General features: G+C 44.3%; 20 protein-coding genes, 2 rRNA genes and 1 pseudogene (1 of these 23 running past the window's edge). 22 read left to right on the forward strand and 1 reads right to left on the reverse strand.

What is annotated here, in order from left to right; translation table 11 throughout:
* The 15 genes from AADZ70_RS15125 to rsmI all read left to right on the forward strand — a co-directional run.
* A 23S ribosomal RNA gene (locus tag AADZ70_RS15125) occupies positions 1–429 on the forward strand; it begins 2,500 nt to the left of the window's first position.
* A gap of 51 nt (positions 430–480) precedes the next feature.
* A 5S ribosomal RNA gene (gene rrf, locus AADZ70_RS15130) occupies positions 481–596 on the forward strand.
* A gap of 173 nt (positions 597–769) precedes the next feature.
* On the forward strand, positions 770–964 hold the full coding sequence (locus AADZ70_RS15135) for a sigma factor G inhibitor Gin (protein ID WP_007409914.1): 195 nt from the start codon (positions 770–772) through the stop codon (positions 962–964).
* A 149-nt stretch (positions 965–1,113) separates the two neighbouring features.
* Positions 1,114–1,728 (forward strand): 5-bromo-4-chloroindolyl phosphate hydrolysis family protein, encoded by a 615-nt coding sequence (locus AADZ70_RS15140; protein WP_269775324.1) that lies wholly within the window; start codon positions 1,114–1,116, stop codon positions 1,726–1,728.
* Positions 1,729–1,743: 15 nt separating this feature from the next.
* Positions 1,744–2,862, forward strand: a complete 1,119-nt coding sequence (locus AADZ70_RS15145) for a toxic anion resistance protein (RefSeq protein ID WP_342007287.1) — start codon at positions 1,744–1,746, stop codon at positions 2,860–2,862.
* Between the two features lie 78 nt (positions 2,863–2,940).
* A complete protein-coding gene (locus AADZ70_RS15150) occupies positions 2,941–4,374 on the forward strand; it encodes an aminotransferase class I/II-fold pyridoxal phosphate-dependent enzyme (RefSeq protein ID WP_342007288.1) in 1,434 nt (477 codons plus the stop codon).
* Positions 4,371–5,009 carry a dTMP kinase gene (gene tmk / locus AADZ70_RS15155; protein ID WP_016936511.1) on the forward strand — a complete coding sequence of 213 codons (639 nt, stop codon included), beginning with the start codon at positions 4,371–4,373 and terminating at the stop codon, positions 5,007–5,009. Before AADZ70_RS15150 ends, tmk begins: the two co-directional genes overlap by 4 nt.
* Positions 5,010–5,079: 70 nt before the next feature.
* Complete coding sequence (gene darA / locus AADZ70_RS15160) at positions 5,080–5,409, forward strand: cyclic di-AMP receptor DarA (protein ID WP_004264734.1); 330 nt, start codon at positions 5,080–5,082, stop codon at positions 5,407–5,409.
* A gap of 12 nt (positions 5,410–5,421) precedes the next feature.
* Complete coding sequence (locus AADZ70_RS15165; RefSeq protein ID WP_016936512.1) at positions 5,422–5,862, forward strand: DUF327 family protein; 441 nt, start codon at positions 5,422–5,424, stop codon at positions 5,860–5,862.
* Positions 5,863–5,873: 11 nt separating this feature from the next.
* On the forward strand, positions 5,874–6,863 hold the full coding sequence (holB, locus tag AADZ70_RS15170) for a DNA polymerase III subunit delta' (protein ID WP_016936513.1): 990 nt from the start codon (positions 5,874–5,876) through the stop codon (positions 6,861–6,863).
* A gap of 2 nt (positions 6,864–6,865) precedes the next feature.
* A complete protein-coding gene (gene ricT / locus AADZ70_RS15175) occupies positions 6,866–7,693 on the forward strand; it encodes a competence/sporulation regulator complex protein RicT (RefSeq protein WP_004264723.1) in 828 nt (275 codons plus the stop codon).
* 14 nt (positions 7,694–7,707) lie between these two features.
* Complete coding sequence (gene yabA / locus AADZ70_RS15180) at positions 7,708–8,067, forward strand: replication initiation-control protein YabA (RefSeq protein WP_016936514.1); 360 nt, start codon at positions 7,708–7,710, stop codon at positions 8,065–8,067.
* A gap of 60 nt (positions 8,068–8,127) precedes the next feature.
* Positions 8,128–8,871, forward strand: a complete 744-nt coding sequence (locus tag AADZ70_RS15185) for a tRNA1(Val) (adenine(37)-N6)-methyltransferase (RefSeq protein WP_045926503.1) — start codon at positions 8,128–8,130, stop codon at positions 8,869–8,871.
* Positions 8,858–9,157, forward strand: a complete 300-nt coding sequence (locus AADZ70_RS15190; RefSeq protein ID WP_045926504.1) for a GIY-YIG nuclease family protein — start codon at positions 8,858–8,860, stop codon at positions 9,155–9,157. Before AADZ70_RS15185 ends, AADZ70_RS15190 begins: the two co-directional genes overlap by 14 nt.
* On the forward strand, positions 9,132–10,013 hold the full coding sequence (gene rsmI / locus AADZ70_RS15195) for a 16S rRNA (cytidine(1402)-2'-O)-methyltransferase (protein ID WP_045926505.1): 882 nt from the start codon (positions 9,132–9,134) through the stop codon (positions 10,011–10,013). The genes AADZ70_RS15190 and rsmI overlap by 26 nt, the downstream gene beginning before the upstream one ends.
* 49 nt (positions 10,014–10,062) lie before the next feature.
* Here rsmI and abrB read toward each other — a convergent pair whose 3' ends face one another.
* Positions 10,063–10,353, reverse strand: coding sequence for a transition state genes transcriptional regulator AbrB (gene abrB / locus AADZ70_RS15200; RefSeq protein ID WP_169510469.1), 291 nt, complete (start codon positions 10,351–10,353; stop codon positions 10,063–10,065).
* A 483-nt stretch (positions 10,354–10,836) separates the two neighbouring features.
* On the opposite strand from abrB, the pseudogene metG reads away from it, so the two are divergent.
* The 7 genes and pseudogenes from metG to AADZ70_RS15235 all read left to right on the forward strand — a co-directional run bounded on the left by metG (position 10,837) and on the right by AADZ70_RS15235 (position 18,221).
* Positions 10,837–12,829 (forward strand): annotated as a pseudogene (gene metG, locus AADZ70_RS15205) (methionine--tRNA ligase).
* 75 nt (positions 12,830–12,904) lie between these two features.
* Positions 12,905–13,672: a TatD family hydrolase gene (locus AADZ70_RS15210; RefSeq protein WP_342007289.1), complete on the forward strand. Its 768-nt coding sequence runs from the start codon at positions 12,905–12,907 to the stop codon at positions 13,670–13,672.
* Between the two features lie 134 nt (positions 13,673–13,806).
* The gene (locus AADZ70_RS15215; RefSeq protein WP_342007290.1) at positions 13,807–15,132 is read left to right on the forward strand and encodes a ubiquitin-like domain-containing protein; all 1,326 of its coding nucleotides are present in this window, start codon (positions 13,807–13,809) and stop codon (positions 15,130–15,132) included.
* A gap of 134 nt (positions 15,133–15,266) precedes the next feature.
* Positions 15,267–15,830 (forward strand): ribonuclease M5, encoded by a 564-nt coding sequence (gene rnmV / locus AADZ70_RS15220; RefSeq protein ID WP_013350755.1) that lies wholly within the window; start codon positions 15,267–15,269, stop codon positions 15,828–15,830.
* The gene (gene rsmA / locus AADZ70_RS15225) at positions 15,820–16,701 is read left to right on the forward strand and encodes a 16S rRNA (adenine(1518)-N(6)/adenine(1519)-N(6))-dimethyltransferase RsmA (RefSeq protein WP_342007291.1); all 882 of its coding nucleotides are present in this window, start codon (positions 15,820–15,822) and stop codon (positions 16,699–16,701) included. The genes rnmV and rsmA overlap by 11 nt, the downstream gene beginning before the upstream one ends.
* 173 nt (positions 16,702–16,874) lie before the next feature.
* On the forward strand, positions 16,875–17,750 hold the full coding sequence (gene yabG, locus AADZ70_RS15230; RefSeq protein ID WP_016936522.1) for a sporulation peptidase YabG: 876 nt from the start codon (positions 16,875–16,877) through the stop codon (positions 17,748–17,750).
* 210 nt (positions 17,751–17,960) lie between these two features.
* On the forward strand, positions 17,961–18,221 hold the full coding sequence (locus tag AADZ70_RS15235) for a Veg family protein (RefSeq protein WP_003218330.1): 261 nt from the start codon (positions 17,961–17,963) through the stop codon (positions 18,219–18,221).
* Positions 18,222–18,289: the final 68 nt, after the last annotated feature.

Consider the following 18,289-nt stretch of genomic DNA (forward strand, 5'->3'; position numbering starts at 1 on the left):
AGTCCACATCGACGGGGAGGTTTGGCACCTCGATGTCGGCTCATCGCATCCTGGGGCTGTAGTCGGTCCCAAGGGTTGGGCTGTTCGCCCATTAAAGCGGTACGCGAGCTGGGTTCAGAACGTCGTGAGACAGTTCGGTCCCTATCCGTCGCGGGCGCAGGAAATTTGAGAGGAGCTGTCCTTAGTACGAGAGGACCGGGATGGACGCACCGCTGGTGTACCAGTTGTTCTGCCAAGGGCATCGCTGGGTAGCTATGTGCGGACGGGATAAGTGCTGAAAGCATCTAAGCATGAAGCCCCCCTCAAGATGAGATTTCCCATTCCGCAAGGAAGTAAGATCCCTGAAAGATGATCAGGTTGATAGGTCTGAGGTGGAAGTGTGGCGACACATGGAGCTGACAGATACTAATCGATCGAGGACTTAACCATTTTTGAATGTATGCTTACTGTTATCTAGTTTTGAGAGAACACTCTCAATGGTTTGGTGGCGATAGCGAAGAGGTCACACCCGTTCCCATGCCGAACACGGAAGTTAAGCTCTTCAGCGCCGATGGTAGTCGGGGGTTTCCCCCTGTGAGAGTAGGACGCCGCCAAGCAATCATACGGTAAAGGCAGCTCGTCATGAGCTGCCTTTTTTGTTTTGAATAAAAACAATACAAACACCGAAATACGGCAACGCCCATATACTAATTGCAAACTTCAAAAAGGTCCAAATTGTGTATACAATCAATGGCTTCAGGGAAGGCTATTCATACGGAGGTGGGCACAAATGAATGAAACGTCCAGCCATGAAGAAACATGTATTGTGTGTGAAACTAAAAAAAGCAGGGGTATTCATATTTATACGAAATTTATATGTTTAGAGTGTGAGAAGAAAGTAGTTTCAACTCCAACCTCTGATCCGAATTATGAATTTTTCGTTCGTAAACTGAAAAGCCTTCATACACCGACATTATATTCTTAACCCTGAAAAGGGTCTTTTTTTTGCTTAAAAATAAGGGAGTTTTTTCACTTTTTATAAAAGAACTGATACGATAAGAAGAGGAACTTGTTTAGAAATGGAATGTAATAGATAATACTGATAAAAGTGAATAAATAGGAGTCGATCCAAATATGAAACCGTTTATTCAATATATGAAATGGATGCTTTGCGGCAGCGCAGTTTTTGTATTAGCGGGGACAGCCGCTTTTACGATAGGGCATCAGCCTTTTCTGTATTCGCTTTTATACGGAGCAGCAGGCGGAACTGCCGTCAGTATGGCCGGACTGTGGAATGCGAAGCGCCTCTTTTTAAAAAAACACCGGCTGACAAGAAAAGAATATACTTATATCAAGGAAAATCTTGAGGAAGCAAGAAATAAAATCGTTCGATTGCGCAAGGCGCTTTTTCGCTCTAAAAGTATACAAATGCTGAAGCAGAATGCAGAGATACTGCGGATAACGCGGCGGATATATCTGCTCACCAAGCAGGAGCCGAAGCGTTTTTATCAGGCAGAGCGTTTCTATTATCAAACGCTTGATTCTGTTGTGGAGCTGACCGAAAAGTATGCTCTGCTCTCATCACAGCCGCGAAAAAATAAAGATTTATCAATGTCCTTGAGTCAGACAAGGATGACTCTTGCGGAGCTTGCCAGGCGGCTGGAAGAGGATCTTCATGAACTGATGAAGGAAGACATCGACGATCTGCATTTTGAATTAGATATGGCAAAGCAGTCACTGAGAAAGTAAGAAAGGGGGAAGGAAATGGCCAAAGACCGTTCCGATGATATCACGGGCGCTCAAAATGATCAGGCTAATCTAAAGCTTGCAGATACGCTGCCGGAAGAAAAAAGAGAAGCGGCACTTCAGCTCGCTGAAAAACTGGATCCCGGGAACATGCAAAGCATTGTTCTGTTTGGTTCACAGGCCCAGGCGAATCTTCTTGAGTTTTCCCACACGATGATAGAGCATGTGCAAAGAAAAGATGCAGGAGAGATGGGACAGATACTGTCTGATTTGATGAGAAAGCTTGACCAGGTAAATCCTGATGATCTGCAGATGAAGAACAAAGGATTCTTTGCCCGTTTGTTCAAAAGGGTATCCGGCTCTGTACAGGAAGTACTTTCGAAATATCAAAAGACCAGTGTACAGATTGACCGTATCAGCAGAAGGCTCGAACTTTCTAAAAATGGGCTGTTGAGTGATAATAAATGGTTAGATCAGCTGTATGCCCAAAATAAACGATACTTTTCTGACTTAAATATGTATATAGCGGCGGGTGAATTAAAGTTAGATGAGCTGAAAACAAAGCTGATTCCTGAAGCGGTAAGAAAAGCTGAATTAGGGGAACACAATCAAATGGCCGCTCAGGAAGTGAATGACCTTCGCCAGTTTGCCGACCGTCTGGATAAGAGAGTGCATGATCTGCTGCTGAGCAGGCAGATTACGCTTCAGAGTGCGCCGCAAATCCGTCTGATTCAAAACACGAATCAGGCACTGGCAGAGAAAATTCAGTCCTCCATTGTTACGGCTATTCCTTTATGGAAGAATCAAGTCGCCATCGCCCTGACACTAATGAAGCAGCGGAGTGCGGCAGATGCGCAGCAGAAGGCGGCGGATACGACGAATCAATTGCTCCTGAAAAATGCTGAGCTTTTGAAAACAAGTACAGTCGAGACCGCCAAAGCCAATGAGCGCGGACTTGTTGAGGCAGATACCTTAAAAAAAGTGCAGGAAAGCTTAGTCACCACACTGGAAGAAATCATGTCTATTCAAGAAGAAGGCAGGATGAAGCGCAGGCGGGCCGAGGAGGAGCTCATGATTATGGAAGGCGATTTGAAAAAGAAACTGCTTGATCTGAAGTCCGGCCGGGATAATGGCTAGTTGGCAAAAAGTCTTAGCTTTAAGTTGGCTCACAGGCACGATATAATAAGAAAGACAGGCAAAGGATTTGTTTAAAATATGGACACACCTTTATATACAGCGCTGCTGAAGCATGCGCACCGAAATACGTATTCTTTTCATGTTCCGGGACATCACAATGGAGATGTCTTTTTTGATGAAGCCAGATCTGTATATCAATCTCTTTTATCTATTGATATGACTGAGATCACAGGGCTTGATGACTTACATCACCCGACGGGAGTCATCAAAGAAGCACAGGATTTGCTGAGCAGGCTATACGGTTCTCAGGAAAGCTTCTTTCTCGTCAATGGAACGACTGCCGGTAATCTGGCGATGATTTTAGCTGTTTGTGAACCGGGCGAACCCATTCTGATCCAGCGTAATTGTCACAAGTCTGTTTTCCATGCGGTGGCAATGGCCGGAGCCAAGCCGGTGTATTTAGCGCCGGAAATTGATAAAAACATGCATGTGCCGGCCCATGTATCCCTTCCGGTCATTGAAAAAGCGTTAGCGTCATATCCGAATGCGAAAGGCCTTGTTCTGACTAATCCGACTTACTACGGGCATGCTGCCGACTTGACCGCGGCAGTTAACAAAGCCCATTCATACGGCGTTCCTGTACTGGTGGATGAGGCTCATGGCGCTCACTTTGTGTTAGGTGAACCGTTCCCGCCATCATCATTGGATATGGGGGCGGATGCCGTTGTTCAATCGGCTCACAAAACGCTTCCGGCTATGACGATGGGATCTTACTTTCATTTAAACAGCACCCGTATTGACAGAGATCGATTAACCTATTATTTAAGCAGTTTGCAAAGCAGCAGCCCGTCATATCCGATAATGGCCTCTTTAGATACGGCGCGCGCTTATGTTCAGGATATCGCTGAAAAAGGGACACTCCCCGGTCATATGGCGCATATTGAACAAATCAAACGAAAGTTCGCGTCAATTTCTTCTATTGAAATGATCGAACCTTCCGGATTTGGGCTCAGGGCGGACCCGTTAAAATTCATTCTTCGTTCAAAGCTCGGACATTCCGGCTATTCATTACAAAGTATGTTGGAGAGCGAAGGCATTGTTGCCGAGCTGGCTGACGAGTACCAAGTATTGCTCGTCCTGCCGATAGGCGGCCGGCGGATGATAGAACATGAAACCGTAAGAAACATCCAGCAGAAACTGGAGAATACACCGCCCGATAAATTGCCGGATACCGTGAATTGGACCTTTCCGTCCATTTCGACACTTGAATATCCGCAAAATGAGATGCGGAAGTTTCCAACAGAGCTTACGGATATAAATAAGGCGGCCGGGCGCTTGCACGCGGGGAACATTATTCCTTATCCCCCGGGAATTCCGCTGATCATGGACGGAGAACGGATAACAGAAGAGATCGTACAAAAGCTTTCCCGTTTAATCGGCATGGACGCGCATATTCAAGGCTTGTTAAACGGGGAACAACTACTTGTTTATACAGAAGAGGAGAAATCATGAGCGGTTTATTTATTACATTTGAAGGTCCTGAAGGTGCAGGGAAAACGACTGTGCTTCAGGAAGTGAAAGAGATTCTGTCGGCAAAGGGGCTTCCGGTGACCGCAACAAGAGAACCGGGCGGCATCGACATTGCGGAACAGATCAGAGAAGTGATCTTAAATAAAAACAATACACTGATGGATGCAAAAACGGAGGCGCTGCTCTACGCCGCTGCGAGAAGACAGCATTTAGCCGAAAAGGTGCAGCCTGCATTGGAAGAAGGACGCATTGTGCTGTGCGATCGTTTTATCGACAGTTCGCTGGCTTATCAAGGCTATGCGAGAGGGCTCGGCATTGATGAAGTGCTTTCTATTAACCAGTTTGCAATCGGCGATACGATGCCTGATGTCACTATCTATTTTTCTATCGATCCGGAAGAAGGGCTGAAACGGATTACGTCGAATGATTCAAGAGAAAAGAATCGTCTTGATCTTGAGGCCCTGCACTTTCACACGAAAGTTCGGGAAGGATATCAAAAGGTGATGCAGCGTTTCCCTGAAAGATTTCATACAATCGACGCATCGAAAAAGAAGGAACTCGTCATTCAGGACGTACTTCAGGTGATAAATGAAACATTGAAAAAAATTCAGTTGTGACCTGTTTCTCATAAGTTGATATAATGAATGTAACGACCATGTTCTTTCCAACCTAAAGGGGGCCTATAGAATGAAATTAATAGTGGCAGTGGTGCAGGATCAAGACAGCAACAGACTTTTGAAAGTATTAACCGACCACAACTTCAGGGTGACGAAGCTTGCGACAACAGGCGGATTTCTTAAATCAGGCAATACGACGTTTATGATCGGGGTGGAGGATATCCGTGTCGATAAAGCGCTCAGCCTCATTAAAGAAAATGGCTGTAAACGTGATCAAATGATTGCCCCGGTATCCCCGATGGGCGGGAATGCGGATTCTTACGTTCCTTATCCTGTCGAAGTGGAAGTCGGCGGAGCGACGGTCTTTGTCCTTCCGGTCGATGAATTTCATCAATTTTAAGGATTTGACGACGTGAAAATAAATTCTGACTTACGCACATTTATTGAGAAAAAGCAGCAGCCTGCTTATAAAGCGGCAGAGCTTTCCGGGACGTTTAAAAGTTCAATGGACAGCCAAAGCAGCAAGCTGAAATTTGACCAGCTGAGCAGGTTCTTAACGGATATAGAAACGTTCGGGAAAAGACTGACGAAGTCGAGGAACTTCAAAGACTTAGCGAAATTCAAAGGATTGGTAAAACGTTTTGTGAAAGAGGCCGTTGACAGCGGATTATCGCATGAAACGACGAAAAGCTTTGACCTGTACGGCAGCAGCCGGACCCTGGGGCTTGTGAAAGAAATAGATGAAAAGCTGCTCCAGCTGACGGAAGAGATGTTAGATCAGGAAAAACCGGCAATTGATTTGCTGGATCGAATCGGAGAAATAAAAGGTTTATTGATTAACCTTTACACATAGAGAGTGATACAATGGCAATATCATGGAAGGAAATGACCGGGCAGCAGCCCAGAGTGATGCGTCTTTTGCATAATAGCATTGAAAAGAAAAGGCTTTCTCACGCATATCTGTTTGAAGGCAAAAAAGGTACTGGCAAATTGGATGCCGCACTGCTTCTCGCAAAAAGCTTTTTTTGCCTTGAAGACGGGACTGAGCCTTGCGGGGAGTGCCGGAACTGCAAGCGTATTGATTCCGGAAACCACCCCGACCTGCATGTGGTTCAGCCCGACGGATTATCCATTAAAAAAGCTCAGATCCAATCGCTTCAGGAGGAGTTTTCTAAAACAGGACTGGAATCGCATAAAAAGCTGTACATTATATCCCATGCGGATCAAATGACGACAAATGCGGCAAACAGTCTGCTGAAATTTTTAGAGGAGCCGAGTCAAGACACTATCGCTATTCTGATTACTGAGCAGCTCCACAGAATATTGGATACCATCGTTTCGCGATGCCAGGTTCTTCCGTTTCAGCCGCTTCAGCCGAAAGCAATAGAAGAAAGGCTGGTTGAACAGGAAGTAAGCCCTCACATGGCCAGACTCTTAGCAAATATGACAAATAATATTGCGGAAGCAGTCGAATTAAGTCGAAATGATGAGTTTGCAGAGTCCAGAGCGAAAGTGATAAAATTGTATGAAGTCTTACATCAGCGGAAAGGACATGCCTTTTTCTTCATTCAGGATCAGTGGGTGCCCTTTTTCAAAGAAAAAACCCATCAAGAAATGGGTCTTGATATGCTCTTATTGATATACCGTGATGTATTATCCATCCAAATTGGAAATGAAGATAAACTGATTTATCAAGACTTATTCCAATCAATAAAACAGCATGCGCTGCAATTTACACAAGAAAGCGTTACGAACCAAATTCTCGCTGTTTTAGAAGCAAAAAAACGGCTTCATTCCAATGTGAATACACAGGGATTAATGGAGCACTTGGTGTTAACGTTGCAGGAGGGATAAGCTTGTACAACGTAATAGGCGTCCGCTTTAAAAAAGCGGGGAAAATTTATTATTTTGATCCGAACGGATTTGATATAGAACAGGACAGCTGCGTCATTGTTGAAACTGTAAGAGGTGTCGAATACGGGCAGGTTGTCATCGCAAATAAACAAGTGGACGAGCATGATGTTGTGCTTCCGCTTCGAAAGGTCATTCGCGTTGCTGATGAACGCGATCTTCTCATTGTAGAAGAAAATAAACAAGAGGCCCTGTCCGCCTTTGAAGTCTGTCAGAAAAAAGTGGCTGACCACGGCTTAGATATGAAACTCGTTGATGTTGAGTTTACGTTTGACCGCAATAAAGTCATTTTTTACTTCACGGCTGACGGACGGGTTGATTTCAGGGAATTGGTCAAAGACTTGGCTTCTATCTTTAAAACAAGAATCGAGTTGCGCCAAATCGGTGTGAGGGACGAGGCGAAAATGCTCGGCGGTATCGGCCCGTGCGGGAGAATGCTTTGCTGCTCCACGTTCCTCGGTGATTTTGAACCGGTATCCATCAAAATGGCAAAGGATCAAAATTTATCGTTGAACCCGACGAAAATTTCCGGTCTGTGCGGCCGTTTGATGTGCTGTTTAAAGTACGAAAATGATGAGTATGAGACGGCAAAAGAACAGCTGCCGGATTTAGGCGAAATGATTACGACGGCAAACGGCCCCGCAAAGGTTGTCGGTCTTAATATTCTGGAACGGGTGCTTCAGGTGGAACTGAAGAATCGTGAAAAAGTGATAGAATATACTTGGGAAGAGCTCTTGGAAGAGGGCGTCGTATCCGCACAAACCACAGATTAACGAGGTGTGGAACCTTGGATAAAAAAGAGTTATTTGATACTGTCATAAACCTGGAGGAACAAATCGGTTCGCTGTACCGTCAGCTGGGTGACTTAAAGCAGCATATCGGCGAAATGATTGAAGAGAATCACCATCTTCAGCTTGAAAACAAGCATTTGCGTAAGCGGCTTGATGACACGACAGAGCAAATTGAGCAATTCAAAGCCGATCAGAAAGAAACAAAAACACAGAAGGCAGAGCAAAGTGATATAGGAGAAGGCTACGACAATCTGGCCCGGCTGTATCAAGAAGGCTTTCATATTTGCAACGTCCATTATGGGAGCGTCCGCAAGGGAGATTGCCTTTTTTGTCTGTCCTTCTTAAATAAAAAATGAGGAAAAGGCTTCCGCTGATGTCGGAAGCCTTTTTCAAAGAGTGCCGAAAGGAATAAGATTATGGTTTCATTACGTGATGATGAAAGATTGGATTACTTATTAGCAGAGGATATGAAAATTGTACAGAGCCCGACGGTTTTCGCTTTTTCATTAGATGCCGTGCTGCTGTCAAAGTTTGCATACGTTCCGATTCAAAAGGGAAACATCGTTGATTTATGTACGGGGAATGGAATTGTGCCGCTTCTGCTTAGTACAAGGTCAAAGGCGGATATCACCGGGGTTGAAATTCAGGAGCGTTTGTATGATATGGCGCTCCGAAGCGTGGAATACAACGGGCTGGACGATCAGATCAGACTCATTCATGATGATCTGAAAAATATGCCGGAAAGACTCGGACATAATAAATATGATGTTGTCACCTGCAATCCGCCTTATTTTAAAACACCGAAAGAGGCTGAGCAGAACCTGAACGAACATCTCAGAATCGCAAGGCACGAAATTCTTTGCACGCTTGAAGATGTAATTTCCGTCAGCAGCAAACTGTTGAAGCAAGGCGGAAAAGCCGCGCTCGTTCATCGGCCGGGACGGCTTTTGGAAATCTTTGAATTAATGAAAGCGTACCGAATAGAACCGAAACGGGTTCAGTTTATCTATCCGAAACAAGGAAAAGAAGCAAACACTATTTTGGTTGAAGGAATTAAAGGCGGCCGCCCTGATCTCAAAATTCTTCCTCCGCTGTTTGTATATGATGAACAAAATGAATATACGAAAGAGATCCGCACGATTTTATATGGAGACAAATAGTCATTTCTTTTATGTACTGCTGTGCAATGACAACAGTCTTTACGCCGGTTATACAAATGATCTGCAAAAACGGCTGGAAACCCATAATGAGGGAAAGGGCGCGAAGTACACAAGGGCGCGGAGGCCGGTTTCGTTATGCCATGCGGAATCATTTGACACAAAACGGGAAGCCATGCAGGCGGAATACCGTTTTAAGCAGCTGACCCGAAAGAAAAAAGAACAATATATAGAAGAAAAACGAAGCAACAAGGAGGCTGTATATGTTAAGTCGCCAGATGAGTTTTAACGGAAGATCTGAAATGGGAATCCTTTATCTTGTTCCTACACCGATCGGCAACTTGGAGGACATGACCTTTCGTGCAGTGGAGACGCTGAAATCGGTCGATGTCATAGCTGCCGAAGATACGAGACAGACGAAAAAGCTGTGCCACGTCTATGACATAGAAACATCTCTTACCAGTTATCATGAACACAACAAAGAAAGCAGCGGCCATAAAATTATTGAATGGCTGAAAAACGGAAAGAATGTGGCTTTGGTCAGTGACGCCGGTATGCCGACAATTTCCGACCCGGGGGCTGAGATTGTAAGAGATTTTACCCAAATCGGCGGTTATGTCGTACCGCTTCCCGGTGCAAATGCGGCGTTAACCGCGCTGACCGCATCAGGCATCACCCCGCAGCCGTTTTTCTTCTACGGATTCTTAAACAGACAGAAGAAAGAAAAGAAGAAAGAACTCGAAATCCTGAAAAAACGCCAGGAAACGATGATTTTTTACGAAGCGCCGCACCGATTAAAAGAAACATTAACCGCCATGCATAACGTTTTGGGAAATCGAAACATCGCCGTCACGAGAGAATTAACGAAAAAGTACGAGGAATTCATCAGAGGAACCATCGCCGAGGTGCTTGAATGGGCAAATGAAGATCAAATCCGCGGTGAGTTCTGTCTCGTTGTCGAAGGCAATCAAGCCACTGAACCGGATGAAGATGACAAGCCTTGGTGGACGGAGCTTTCTGAGAAAGAGCATGTGGAGCATTACATAAACGAAGGAGCATCTTCCAAACAGGCCATAAAACAAACAGCGGTAGATCGGAACGTTCCGAAACGCGAGATTTATGACGCTTATCACATTCAATCATAAAAAAAACCGTTCTTGTATCGTAACAAGAACGGTTTTTGTATGAAATAACTTATTTTTGGTTTTGAAGCTGATTTTGAATTTCAGAGATGATTTGCTCAGCGCCTTCTTTGCTGAGTACCAATTTGCCGCCGGCAAGTTTAAGGTTATCATCAGAAACTTCACCAGTAACTTGGCAAGTCATGTTTGGTTTATATTTTTTCAGGATGATTTTTTCATCATCAACATAAATTTCAAGAGCGTCTTTTTCTGCGATGCCCAGTGTACGGCGAAGTTCGATAGGGATAACTACGCGTCCAAGTTCATCAACTTTACGTACGATACCAGTAGATTTCATTAACAGTCTCCTCCCGAGAGATAATTATTTTGTAGTTTATATTTTTCTTCGTCATTATTCGACAAAATTCCTTACATTCCTAGCATAACAAGGTTTCCAATAATCGTCAATCTTTTTGTTTACTATTGATTGTAAGAATTAGTTCTTATAGTAAGTAAAGCCTTGGAAATCCTGAAATAACAGGCTTTTTGACTGCTTTTTCGAACCTATTATCCTACTGAAAATCCTTTTAAATCAAGACTTTCGAACCAAGATGTTTTATATTAGTAGATTATATACGACAAATTTCGACATGTTAAGACTTTTTTTAATTTCAATAAAAATTTTTAATTTTATTTACTCTTTTACGCGCAGTACGTATATATCCTTGATCTTAAAGGCTAAGATGGTATCATAGATAGAGGACAAATATCAATATTGTATATCAAATAAAACCGCTCTCGTCCTTTGGGCGTGAGCTTTTCGACATTCTGAATGGGAGGTTGCAACATGCCGCAAGACAATAATACTTTTTATATTACGACCCCGATATATTATCCGAGCGGAAAATTACATATCGGCCATGCTTATACTACCGTGGCCGGCGATGCGATGGCGCGTTACAAAAGATTAAAGGGATTTGACGTACGCTACCTGACAGGAACGGATGAACACGGACAAAAAATCCAGCAGAAAGCGGAGGAAGAGAATATCACACCTCAGGCTTATGTGGATCGTGCCGTGGCTGAGATCCAAAAAACTATGGAAGCAGCTCGACATTTCTCACGATGATTTCATCCGGACGACGGAAAGCCGGCACAAAGAAATTATTGAGAAAGTGTTCCAAAAGCTTCTTGATAATGGTGATATCTATCTGGATGAGTATGAGGGCTGGTACAGCATCCCTGATGAAACATTCTATACTGAAACACAGCTGGTGGATGTGGAACGAAATGAAAAGGGTGAGGTTGTCGGCGGAAAAAGCCCGGACAGCGGCCATCCAGTCGAATTAATCAAAGAGGAGTCATACTTCTTCCGCATGAGCAAATATGCAGACCGCCTGCTGAAGTTTTATGAGGACAATCCTTCCTTCATCCAGCCTGAATCACGCAAAAATGAAATGATTAACAATTTCATTAAACCGGGGCTTGAAGATTTGGCCGTTTCCAGAACGACGTTTGACTGGGGCGTAAAAGTGCCGGGAAACCCGAAGCATGTCGTGTATGTATGGATTGACGCATTATTCAACTACATTACGGCGCTCGGTTACGATACGGAAAATGATGAGCTTTACAAAAAGTACTGGCCTGCTGACGTCCACCTTGTCGGTAAAGAAATTGTCCGTTTTCATACCATTTACTGGCCGATTATGCTAATGGCGCTTGATCTCCCGCTCCCTAAGCAAGTATTCGCGCATGGCTGGTTATTGATGAAAGACGGAAAAATGTCGAAGTCAAAAGGAAATGTCGTTGATCCGGTAACATTGATTGAACGCTACGGCTTGGATGAGCTTCGCTATTACCTGCTTCGCGAAGTGCCGTTTGGTTCAGACGGTGTCTTTACGCCGGAAGGTTTTGTAGAACGGATTAATTATGACTTGGCAAACGACTTAGGAAACCTTCTGAATCGTACAGTCGCTATGATCCAAAAGTATTTTGACGGTGAGATTGGTTCATATGAAGGAAATGTGACTGATTTTGATCAAGAGCTTTCTTCTGTAGCCGGTGAAACGGTTAAAGCATATGAAAAAGCAATGGAAAACATGGAGTTCTCAGTGGCTTTATCAACGCTATGGCAATTAATCAGCCGTACGAACAAATATATTGATGAAACTGCTCCGTGGGTGCTGGCAAAAGATCCGGAAAAACAAAAAGAATTACGCTCTGTCATGTATCATTTAGCTGAATCATTGCGTATTTCGGCCGTACTGCTTCAGCCTTTCTTAACGCAGACGCCTGAAAAAATGTTTGCTCAGCTCGGGATTGAGGATCAGTCTCTTAAAGCTTGGGACAGCATCCAGACATTCGGCCAATTAAAGAACGCGAAAGTGAAAAAAGGGGAGCCGCTTTTCCCACGTCTTGAAGCTGAAGAGGAAGTAGCTTACATCAAGCAAAAAATGCAAGGGCCTGCTCCTGTGAAAGAAGAAAAAACAGAAGAGCCGCAAGAAGCAGAGCATCTTCCGGAAATTACGTTTGATCAATTTATGGATACAGAACTTCGCGTCGCAGAAGTCTTGTCCGCAGAACCGGTAAAAAAAGCGGACCGTCTGCTGAAGCTGCAAATTGATCTGGGCTTTGAACAGCGCCAAGTCGTATCAGGTATCGCGAAGCATTACACACCGGATCAGCTTGTGGGAATGAAGATCATTTGTGTAACGAATCTAAAACCGGTAAAACTGAGAGGCGAGCTTTCTCAAGGGATGATACTGGCAGGAGAATCTGACGGCGTCCTTAAGGTTGTAGCTGTCGACCAGTCATTACCGAAAGGCACCAGAATTAAATAATAGATGCAAAAGGTGTTTCACGTGTAACATTTCGTCGAACACCTTTTGTTTTTCAACAAGAAAGGAGTTTTTATGATGCTTTTTGATACACATGCACACTTAAACGCCGAGCAATTCGACACAGACTTAGAAGAAGTCATTGCGCGTGCAAAGGCTGAAAAAGTTGAACGAATCGTCGTTGTCGGATTCGACAAACCTACCATCACGCGTGCAATGGAGCTGATTGAGGAATATGACTTTATATACGCTGCGATCGGCTGGCATCCGGTAGACGCAATTGACATGACAGAGGAAGATTTATTATGGATTAAGGAACTGTCTGCTCATGAAAAAGTCGTGGCAATCGGAGAAATGGGCCTTGACTATCACTGGGACAAATCACCGAAGGATATCCAAAAAGAGGTATTCCGGAAACAAATCGCGCTTGCCAAAGAAGTGAACCTTCCAATTATCATCCACAACCGTGATGCGACTGAGGATGTTGTCACGATTTTGAAAGAAGAGGGAGCGGAAGAAGTCGGCGGCATTATGCACTGCTTTACGGGCAGCGCGGAGGTTGCACGGCAGTGTATGGATATGAATTTCTATATCTCATTCGGAGGACCGGTTACCTTCAAAAATGCGAAGAAACCAAAAGAAGTGGCAAAGGAAATTCCGAATGACCGTTTGCTGATCGAAACTGACTGTCCTTTCCTGACACCCCATCCTTTCCGCGGCAAACGAAATGAGCCAAGCTACGTGAAATATGTTGCTGAACAGCTCGCGGAATTAAAAGGACTGACGTATGAAGAAATTGCTTCGATAACAACTGAAAACGCAAAAAGACTTTTCCGCATGAACTGACAAAATGCGCTGTCGTAACGTGTAAAGGCTTGTCCGATTCAGTGGATATGTAAAACGGTTCTACAAGCTTCCTTCTTCTCATAAGATAGGTTGTCGATATGTCTCTCTTCCTTTTTTTGCTTTGTTTTTGCATAATGAGGGATACGCTGAAGGTTTTTTATCTTCGAGATGGGAGGGTTGACAGCATTTTAGATACTCTATATAATCTCTCCGAGGAGAAGGAGGCGTTTTTCATCACACAAAAAATGAAAAAACTGTTTTCCGTAAAGCTTGGTAAAAGCAAGGTTATTCTTATTGCAGCTATTATTCTGCTGGGCGGAACCGGGACTGCATACGGGGCACATGAGCTCTCAAAACAATCAGTCTCTGTTTCTATCAACGGCAAGAAAAAGCAAATACGCACTCATGCAAAAACGGTTGGGGAACTTCTGGAAGATTTACATATAGAGACAAGAAATGAAGACCGGATTACCCCGTCTAAGCAGACAGCATTGGCTGAGAACATGAATGTCGTATATGATGCTGCAAAGCAGATCCGTGTGACAAGAGGCGGAGAAGAAAAGACTTTATGGTCAACGGCAAAAACAGTCGGCGCATTTCTGAACGAACAGCATACACCTGTGAATCAGCACGATAAAATAGATCCAGCAGCAGATACGAAAGTGACAAACGGCATGAAAGTCACGGTCGACCCGGCTTTTCAGGTCACTGTAAATGATGCGGGAAAGAAAAAGAAAATATGGACGACTTCGACTACGGTCGCTGACTTTTTAACGCAGCATAAGATGGACATGAAAGACGAAGATCAAGTAAAACCGGCATTACACGAAAAGCTCACAAAAGATCAGGCCGGCATACAAATCACTCGTATCGAAAAAGTCACCGATGTAGTTGAGGAAAAAATAGCGTATCGAGTGAAAGAAAAAGAGGATGCGTCTCTCGACAACGGGAAAGAAAAGATCGTTCAAAAAGGAAAAGAAGGCAAGCTTAAAAAGCATTTTCATGTTGTCAAAGAAAATGGAAAAGAAGTATCAAGAAAGCTTGTCAAAGAAGAAACATCTGAAAAAAGCAAAGATCAGATCATTGCGGTCGGCACAAAGCGGCACAGTCCCAAGATTGAGCAGCTCAGTGCACCGGTGAAGGCTTCTTCGGGTGAAACCGGATCTTCCGGTAAAGTGATTACCGTGTCTTCCACGGCATATACCGCAAGCTGCAGCGGCTGTTCCGGCCATACGGCTACAGGCGTTAACCTGACAAGCAATCCGAATGCCAAGGTCATTGCGGTAGACCCAAGCGTCATTCCGCTCGGCACAAGAGTCCACGTAGACGGATACGGGGATGCTGTGGCCGCAGATACGGGCTCAGCCATTAAAGGAAGACGGATTGATGTCTTTTTCCCTGAAAAATCTTCGGCATACCGCTGGGGAAAGAAACAGGTCAAAATAAAAATTTTAAATTAATTCCGATTCATTCAGAGGGTTTTGCGCCCTCTGTTTTTTTCGTTATAATAGGTAAAGTGTATTTTCAGTATATTAGACGTGACATGTAAACAAAGGTTTCGTTTTGGATATAAAAAGTTTTTTTGGAGGAAGTAATGAAAATTAAAGAAATTATTGTAGTCGAGGGACGCGATGACACTGCGCGCATAAAACTTGCCGTTGATGCGGATACGATTGAGACGAACGGTTCGGCAATCGGAGATGAAGTCATCAGGCAGATTCGGCTGGCGCAGGAAACGAGAGGAGTCATCGTGCTGACGGACCCGGATTTTCCGGGGGAAAAGATCCGGAAAACCATTTCCGAAGCAGTACCCGGCTGTAAACACGCATTTCTGCCCAAACATCTTGCCAAACCGAAGAACAAGCGCGGCATCGGCGTTGAGCACGCATCCATTGAAAGCATCAGAGCATGTCTGGAAAATGTGCATGAAGAGATGGAGGCAAAGCCGAGTGAGATTTCGGCTGAAGATTTAATACAAGCCGGTCTGATCGGCGGGCCGGCTGCCAAAAGACGCCGCGAACGATTGGGCGACCTGCTGAAGATCGGCTATACAAACGGCAAACAGCTTCAAAAACGGCTGCAGATGTTTCAAATCAAAAGAAGTGATTTTATTGATGCGCTCGATGCTATGATGCAGGAGGAACAGGATGAACAATAAAGATATCGCGACACCTATCAGAACGAAAGAAATTCTGAAAAAATACGGTTTCTCTTTTAAAAAGAGTCTGGGACAGAATTTCTTAATTGATACAAACATATTGGACAGAATTGTGGACCATGCGGAAATAACGGATCGGACCGGAGTCATTGAAATCGGACCCGGAATCGGCGCGCTGACAGAGCAGCTTGCCAAACGGGCGAAAAAGGTCGTCGCGTTTGAAATTGATCAGCGCCTCCTGCCCATTCTCAATGATACGCTGTCTCCGTATGACAATGTAACGATCATTCATCAGGATGTGCTGAAAGCAGACGTCAAATCCGTCATTGAAGAGCAGTTTCAGGATTGTGATGAAATTATGGTGACGGCGAATCTTCCGTATTATGTAACGACCCCGATCATCATGAAGCTTTTGGAAGAGCATCTTCCCTTAAAAGGAATTGTCGTCATGCTGCAAAAAGAGGTCGCTGAGCGGATGGCGGCTGATCCTTCCTCTAAGGAGTACGGATCGCTTTCCATCGCAGTTCAGTTCTACACGGAGGCCAAAACGGTCATGACCGTACCGAAAACGGTGTTTGTGCCTCAGCCTAATGTCGATTCCGCGGTCATCCGTCTCTTGCTTCGAGACGGCCCGGCGGTTGCCGTCGATAATGAACCGTTTTTCTTCCAGCTGATTAAATCAAGCTTCGCTCAGCGCCGGAAAACCTTGCTGAACAACCTTGTGAACAATCTTCCGGGCGGAAAAGAGAAGAAAGCTCAAATCGAAGAAATTCTCCAAGAAACGAATATTGACGGAAAGCGGCGCGGTGAATCCCTGTCTATAGAAGAATTCGCGCTCCTGTCCAACGGATTGTATAAAGCCCTTTTCTAAGAAGGGCTTTTTGTTTTGCGTCACCACTTGGACTGCCGCTACATAGGCTAGAGAAGAACCTTATTCATTCAACTGCAAGAAAAGCTTGAAACATCAAGCGCCGCAGCGGAAAGAGGTGCATTTGATAAGGCTTCTTTCATGATGAGGCTTAGTCTATTTGTGGAGTGGGTAACGTGCAATTTCAAATAGGAGATATGGTAGCCAGAAAATCCTATCAAATGGATGTTTTATTTCGCATTATCGGCATAGAGCAAACAAGCAAAGGAAATTCAATTGCCATCCTGCATGGTGACGAAGTCAGATTGATTGCGGATGCTGATTTTTCTGATTTGGCGCCTGTAAGAAAAGACGAACAGGCCGTGAGAAAGCAGAAAGATGAAAGCAGGATGAATGAATCTCTCGAGCTGCTCCGCCAGGATTATAAGCTGCTTCGGGAAAAACAGGAATATTATGCGACGAATCAATATCAGCATCAGGAGCACTACTTTCATATGCCCGGCAAGGTATTGCATCTGGACGGCGATGAGGCTTATTTGAAAAAGTGCCTGAACTTTTACGAAAAAATCGGTGTGCCGGTGTACGGGATTCACTGCCATGAGAAAAAAATGCCGGCATCCATTGAGGAGCTGCTCGACAAATACCGGCCGGATATTTTAGTCATCACCGGCCATGATGCATATTCCAAGCATAAGGGAGACGTGAACGATTTAAGCGCCTACAGGCATTCTAAACACTTTGTCGAAACGGTTCAAAGAGCGAGACGAAAAGTCCCCCACTTGGACCAGCTTGTCATATTCGCGGGTGCCTGCCAATCCCATTTCGAGTCTTTAATTAAAGCGGGCGCGAATTTTGCAAGTTCACCGTCACGCGTCAACATTCATGCGCTTGACCCGGTATATATTGTCGCGAAAATCAGCTTCACTCCGTTTATGGAGCGGATTAATGTGTGGGATGTCCTGAGAAATACGCTGACGAGAGAGAAAGGGCTGGGAGGAATTGAAACGAAGGGTGTGCTGCGTGTCGGTATGCCGTATAAATCAAATGGATGAGTGAAAAACCCGCATAAAATTCGCTATGCGGGTTAATTATTTTACATATTGATACATAAATTTCCGGAACTTGTGAAAAATAATGCAGAAATCAATAGAATTTTGTCAAAATAATTTTGTTGACAATGACTTATTAACGTTGATATAATTTAAATTTTGTTTGACAAAATTGGGCTCTTGTTGTACAATAAATGTAGTGAGGTGGATGCAATGGCGAAGACGTTGTCCGATATAAAAAGATCGCTTGATGGGAATTTAGGTAAACGGCTTACGTTAAAAGCAAACGGCGGCCGCCGAAAAACGATTGAGCGTTCGGGCATTTTAGCTGAGACGTACCCTTCTGTTTTTGTGATACAACTAGATCAAGACGAGAATTCGTTTGAAAGAGTTTCATACAGTTATGCTGATATTCTGACTGAGACTGTTGAATTGACATTCAATGATGATGCGGCAAGCTCAGTAGCATTTTAATGGGCAGTGAACCTTTTGTTTACTGCTTTTTGTTTTGCCTTCTAAAGCTCTTCTAATTATTCCCTCGA

Source organism: Bacillus sp. YBsi01 (assembly GCF_038406745.1).
GTDB classification, from domain to species: Bacteria; Bacillota; Bacilli; order Bacillales; family Bacillaceae; genus Bacillus; species Bacillus siamensis.

What these genes read in the sequence shown, in the direction of transcription:
- AADZ70_RS15135 (WP_007409914.1), top strand. Translation starts at nt 770, where the DNA reads ATGAATGAAACGTCCAGCCATGAAGAAACATGTATTGTGTGTGAAACT.
- AADZ70_RS15140 (WP_269775324.1), top strand. Translation starts at nt 1,114, where the DNA reads ATGAAACCGTTTATTCAATATATGAAATGGATGCTTTGCGGCAGCGCA.
- AADZ70_RS15145 (WP_342007287.1), top strand. Translation starts at nt 1,744, where the DNA reads ATGGCCAAAGACCGTTCCGATGATATCACGGGCGCTCAAAATGATCAG.
- AADZ70_RS15150 (WP_342007288.1), top strand. Translation starts at nt 2,941, where the DNA reads ATGGACACACCTTTATATACAGCGCTGCTGAAGCATGCGCACCGAAAT.
- tmk (WP_016936511.1), top strand. Translation starts at nt 4,371, where the DNA reads ATGAGCGGTTTATTTATTACATTTGAAGGTCCTGAAGGTGCAGGGAAA.
- darA (WP_004264734.1), top strand. Translation starts at nt 5,080, where the DNA reads ATGAAATTAATAGTGGCAGTGGTGCAGGATCAAGACAGCAACAGACTT.
- holB (WP_016936513.1), top strand. Translation starts at nt 5,874, where the DNA reads ATGGCAATATCATGGAAGGAAATGACCGGGCAGCAGCCCAGAGTGATG.
- AADZ70_RS15185 (WP_045926503.1), top strand. Translation starts at nt 8,128, where the DNA reads ATGGTTTCATTACGTGATGATGAAAGATTGGATTACTTATTAGCAGAG.
- AADZ70_RS15190 (WP_045926504.1), top strand. Translation starts at nt 8,858, where the DNA reads ATGGAGACAAATAGTCATTTCTTTTATGTACTGCTGTGCAATGACAAC.
- rsmI (WP_045926505.1), top strand. Translation starts at nt 9,132, where the DNA reads ATGTTAAGTCGCCAGATGAGTTTTAACGGAAGATCTGAAATGGGAATC.
- AADZ70_RS15210 (WP_342007289.1), top strand. Translation starts at nt 12,905, where the DNA reads ATGCTTTTTGATACACATGCACACTTAAACGCCGAGCAATTCGACACA.
- AADZ70_RS15215 (WP_342007290.1), top strand. Translation starts at nt 13,807, where the DNA reads ATGAGGGATACGCTGAAGGTTTTTTATCTTCGAGATGGGAGGGTTGAC.
- rnmV (WP_013350755.1), top strand. Translation starts at nt 15,267, where the DNA reads ATGAAAATTAAAGAAATTATTGTAGTCGAGGGACGCGATGACACTGCG.
- rsmA (WP_342007291.1), top strand. Translation starts at nt 15,820, where the DNA reads ATGAACAATAAAGATATCGCGACACCTATCAGAACGAAAGAAATTCTG.
- AADZ70_RS15235 (WP_003218330.1), top strand. Translation starts at nt 17,961, where the DNA reads ATGGCGAAGACGTTGTCCGATATAAAAAGATCGCTTGATGGGAATTTA.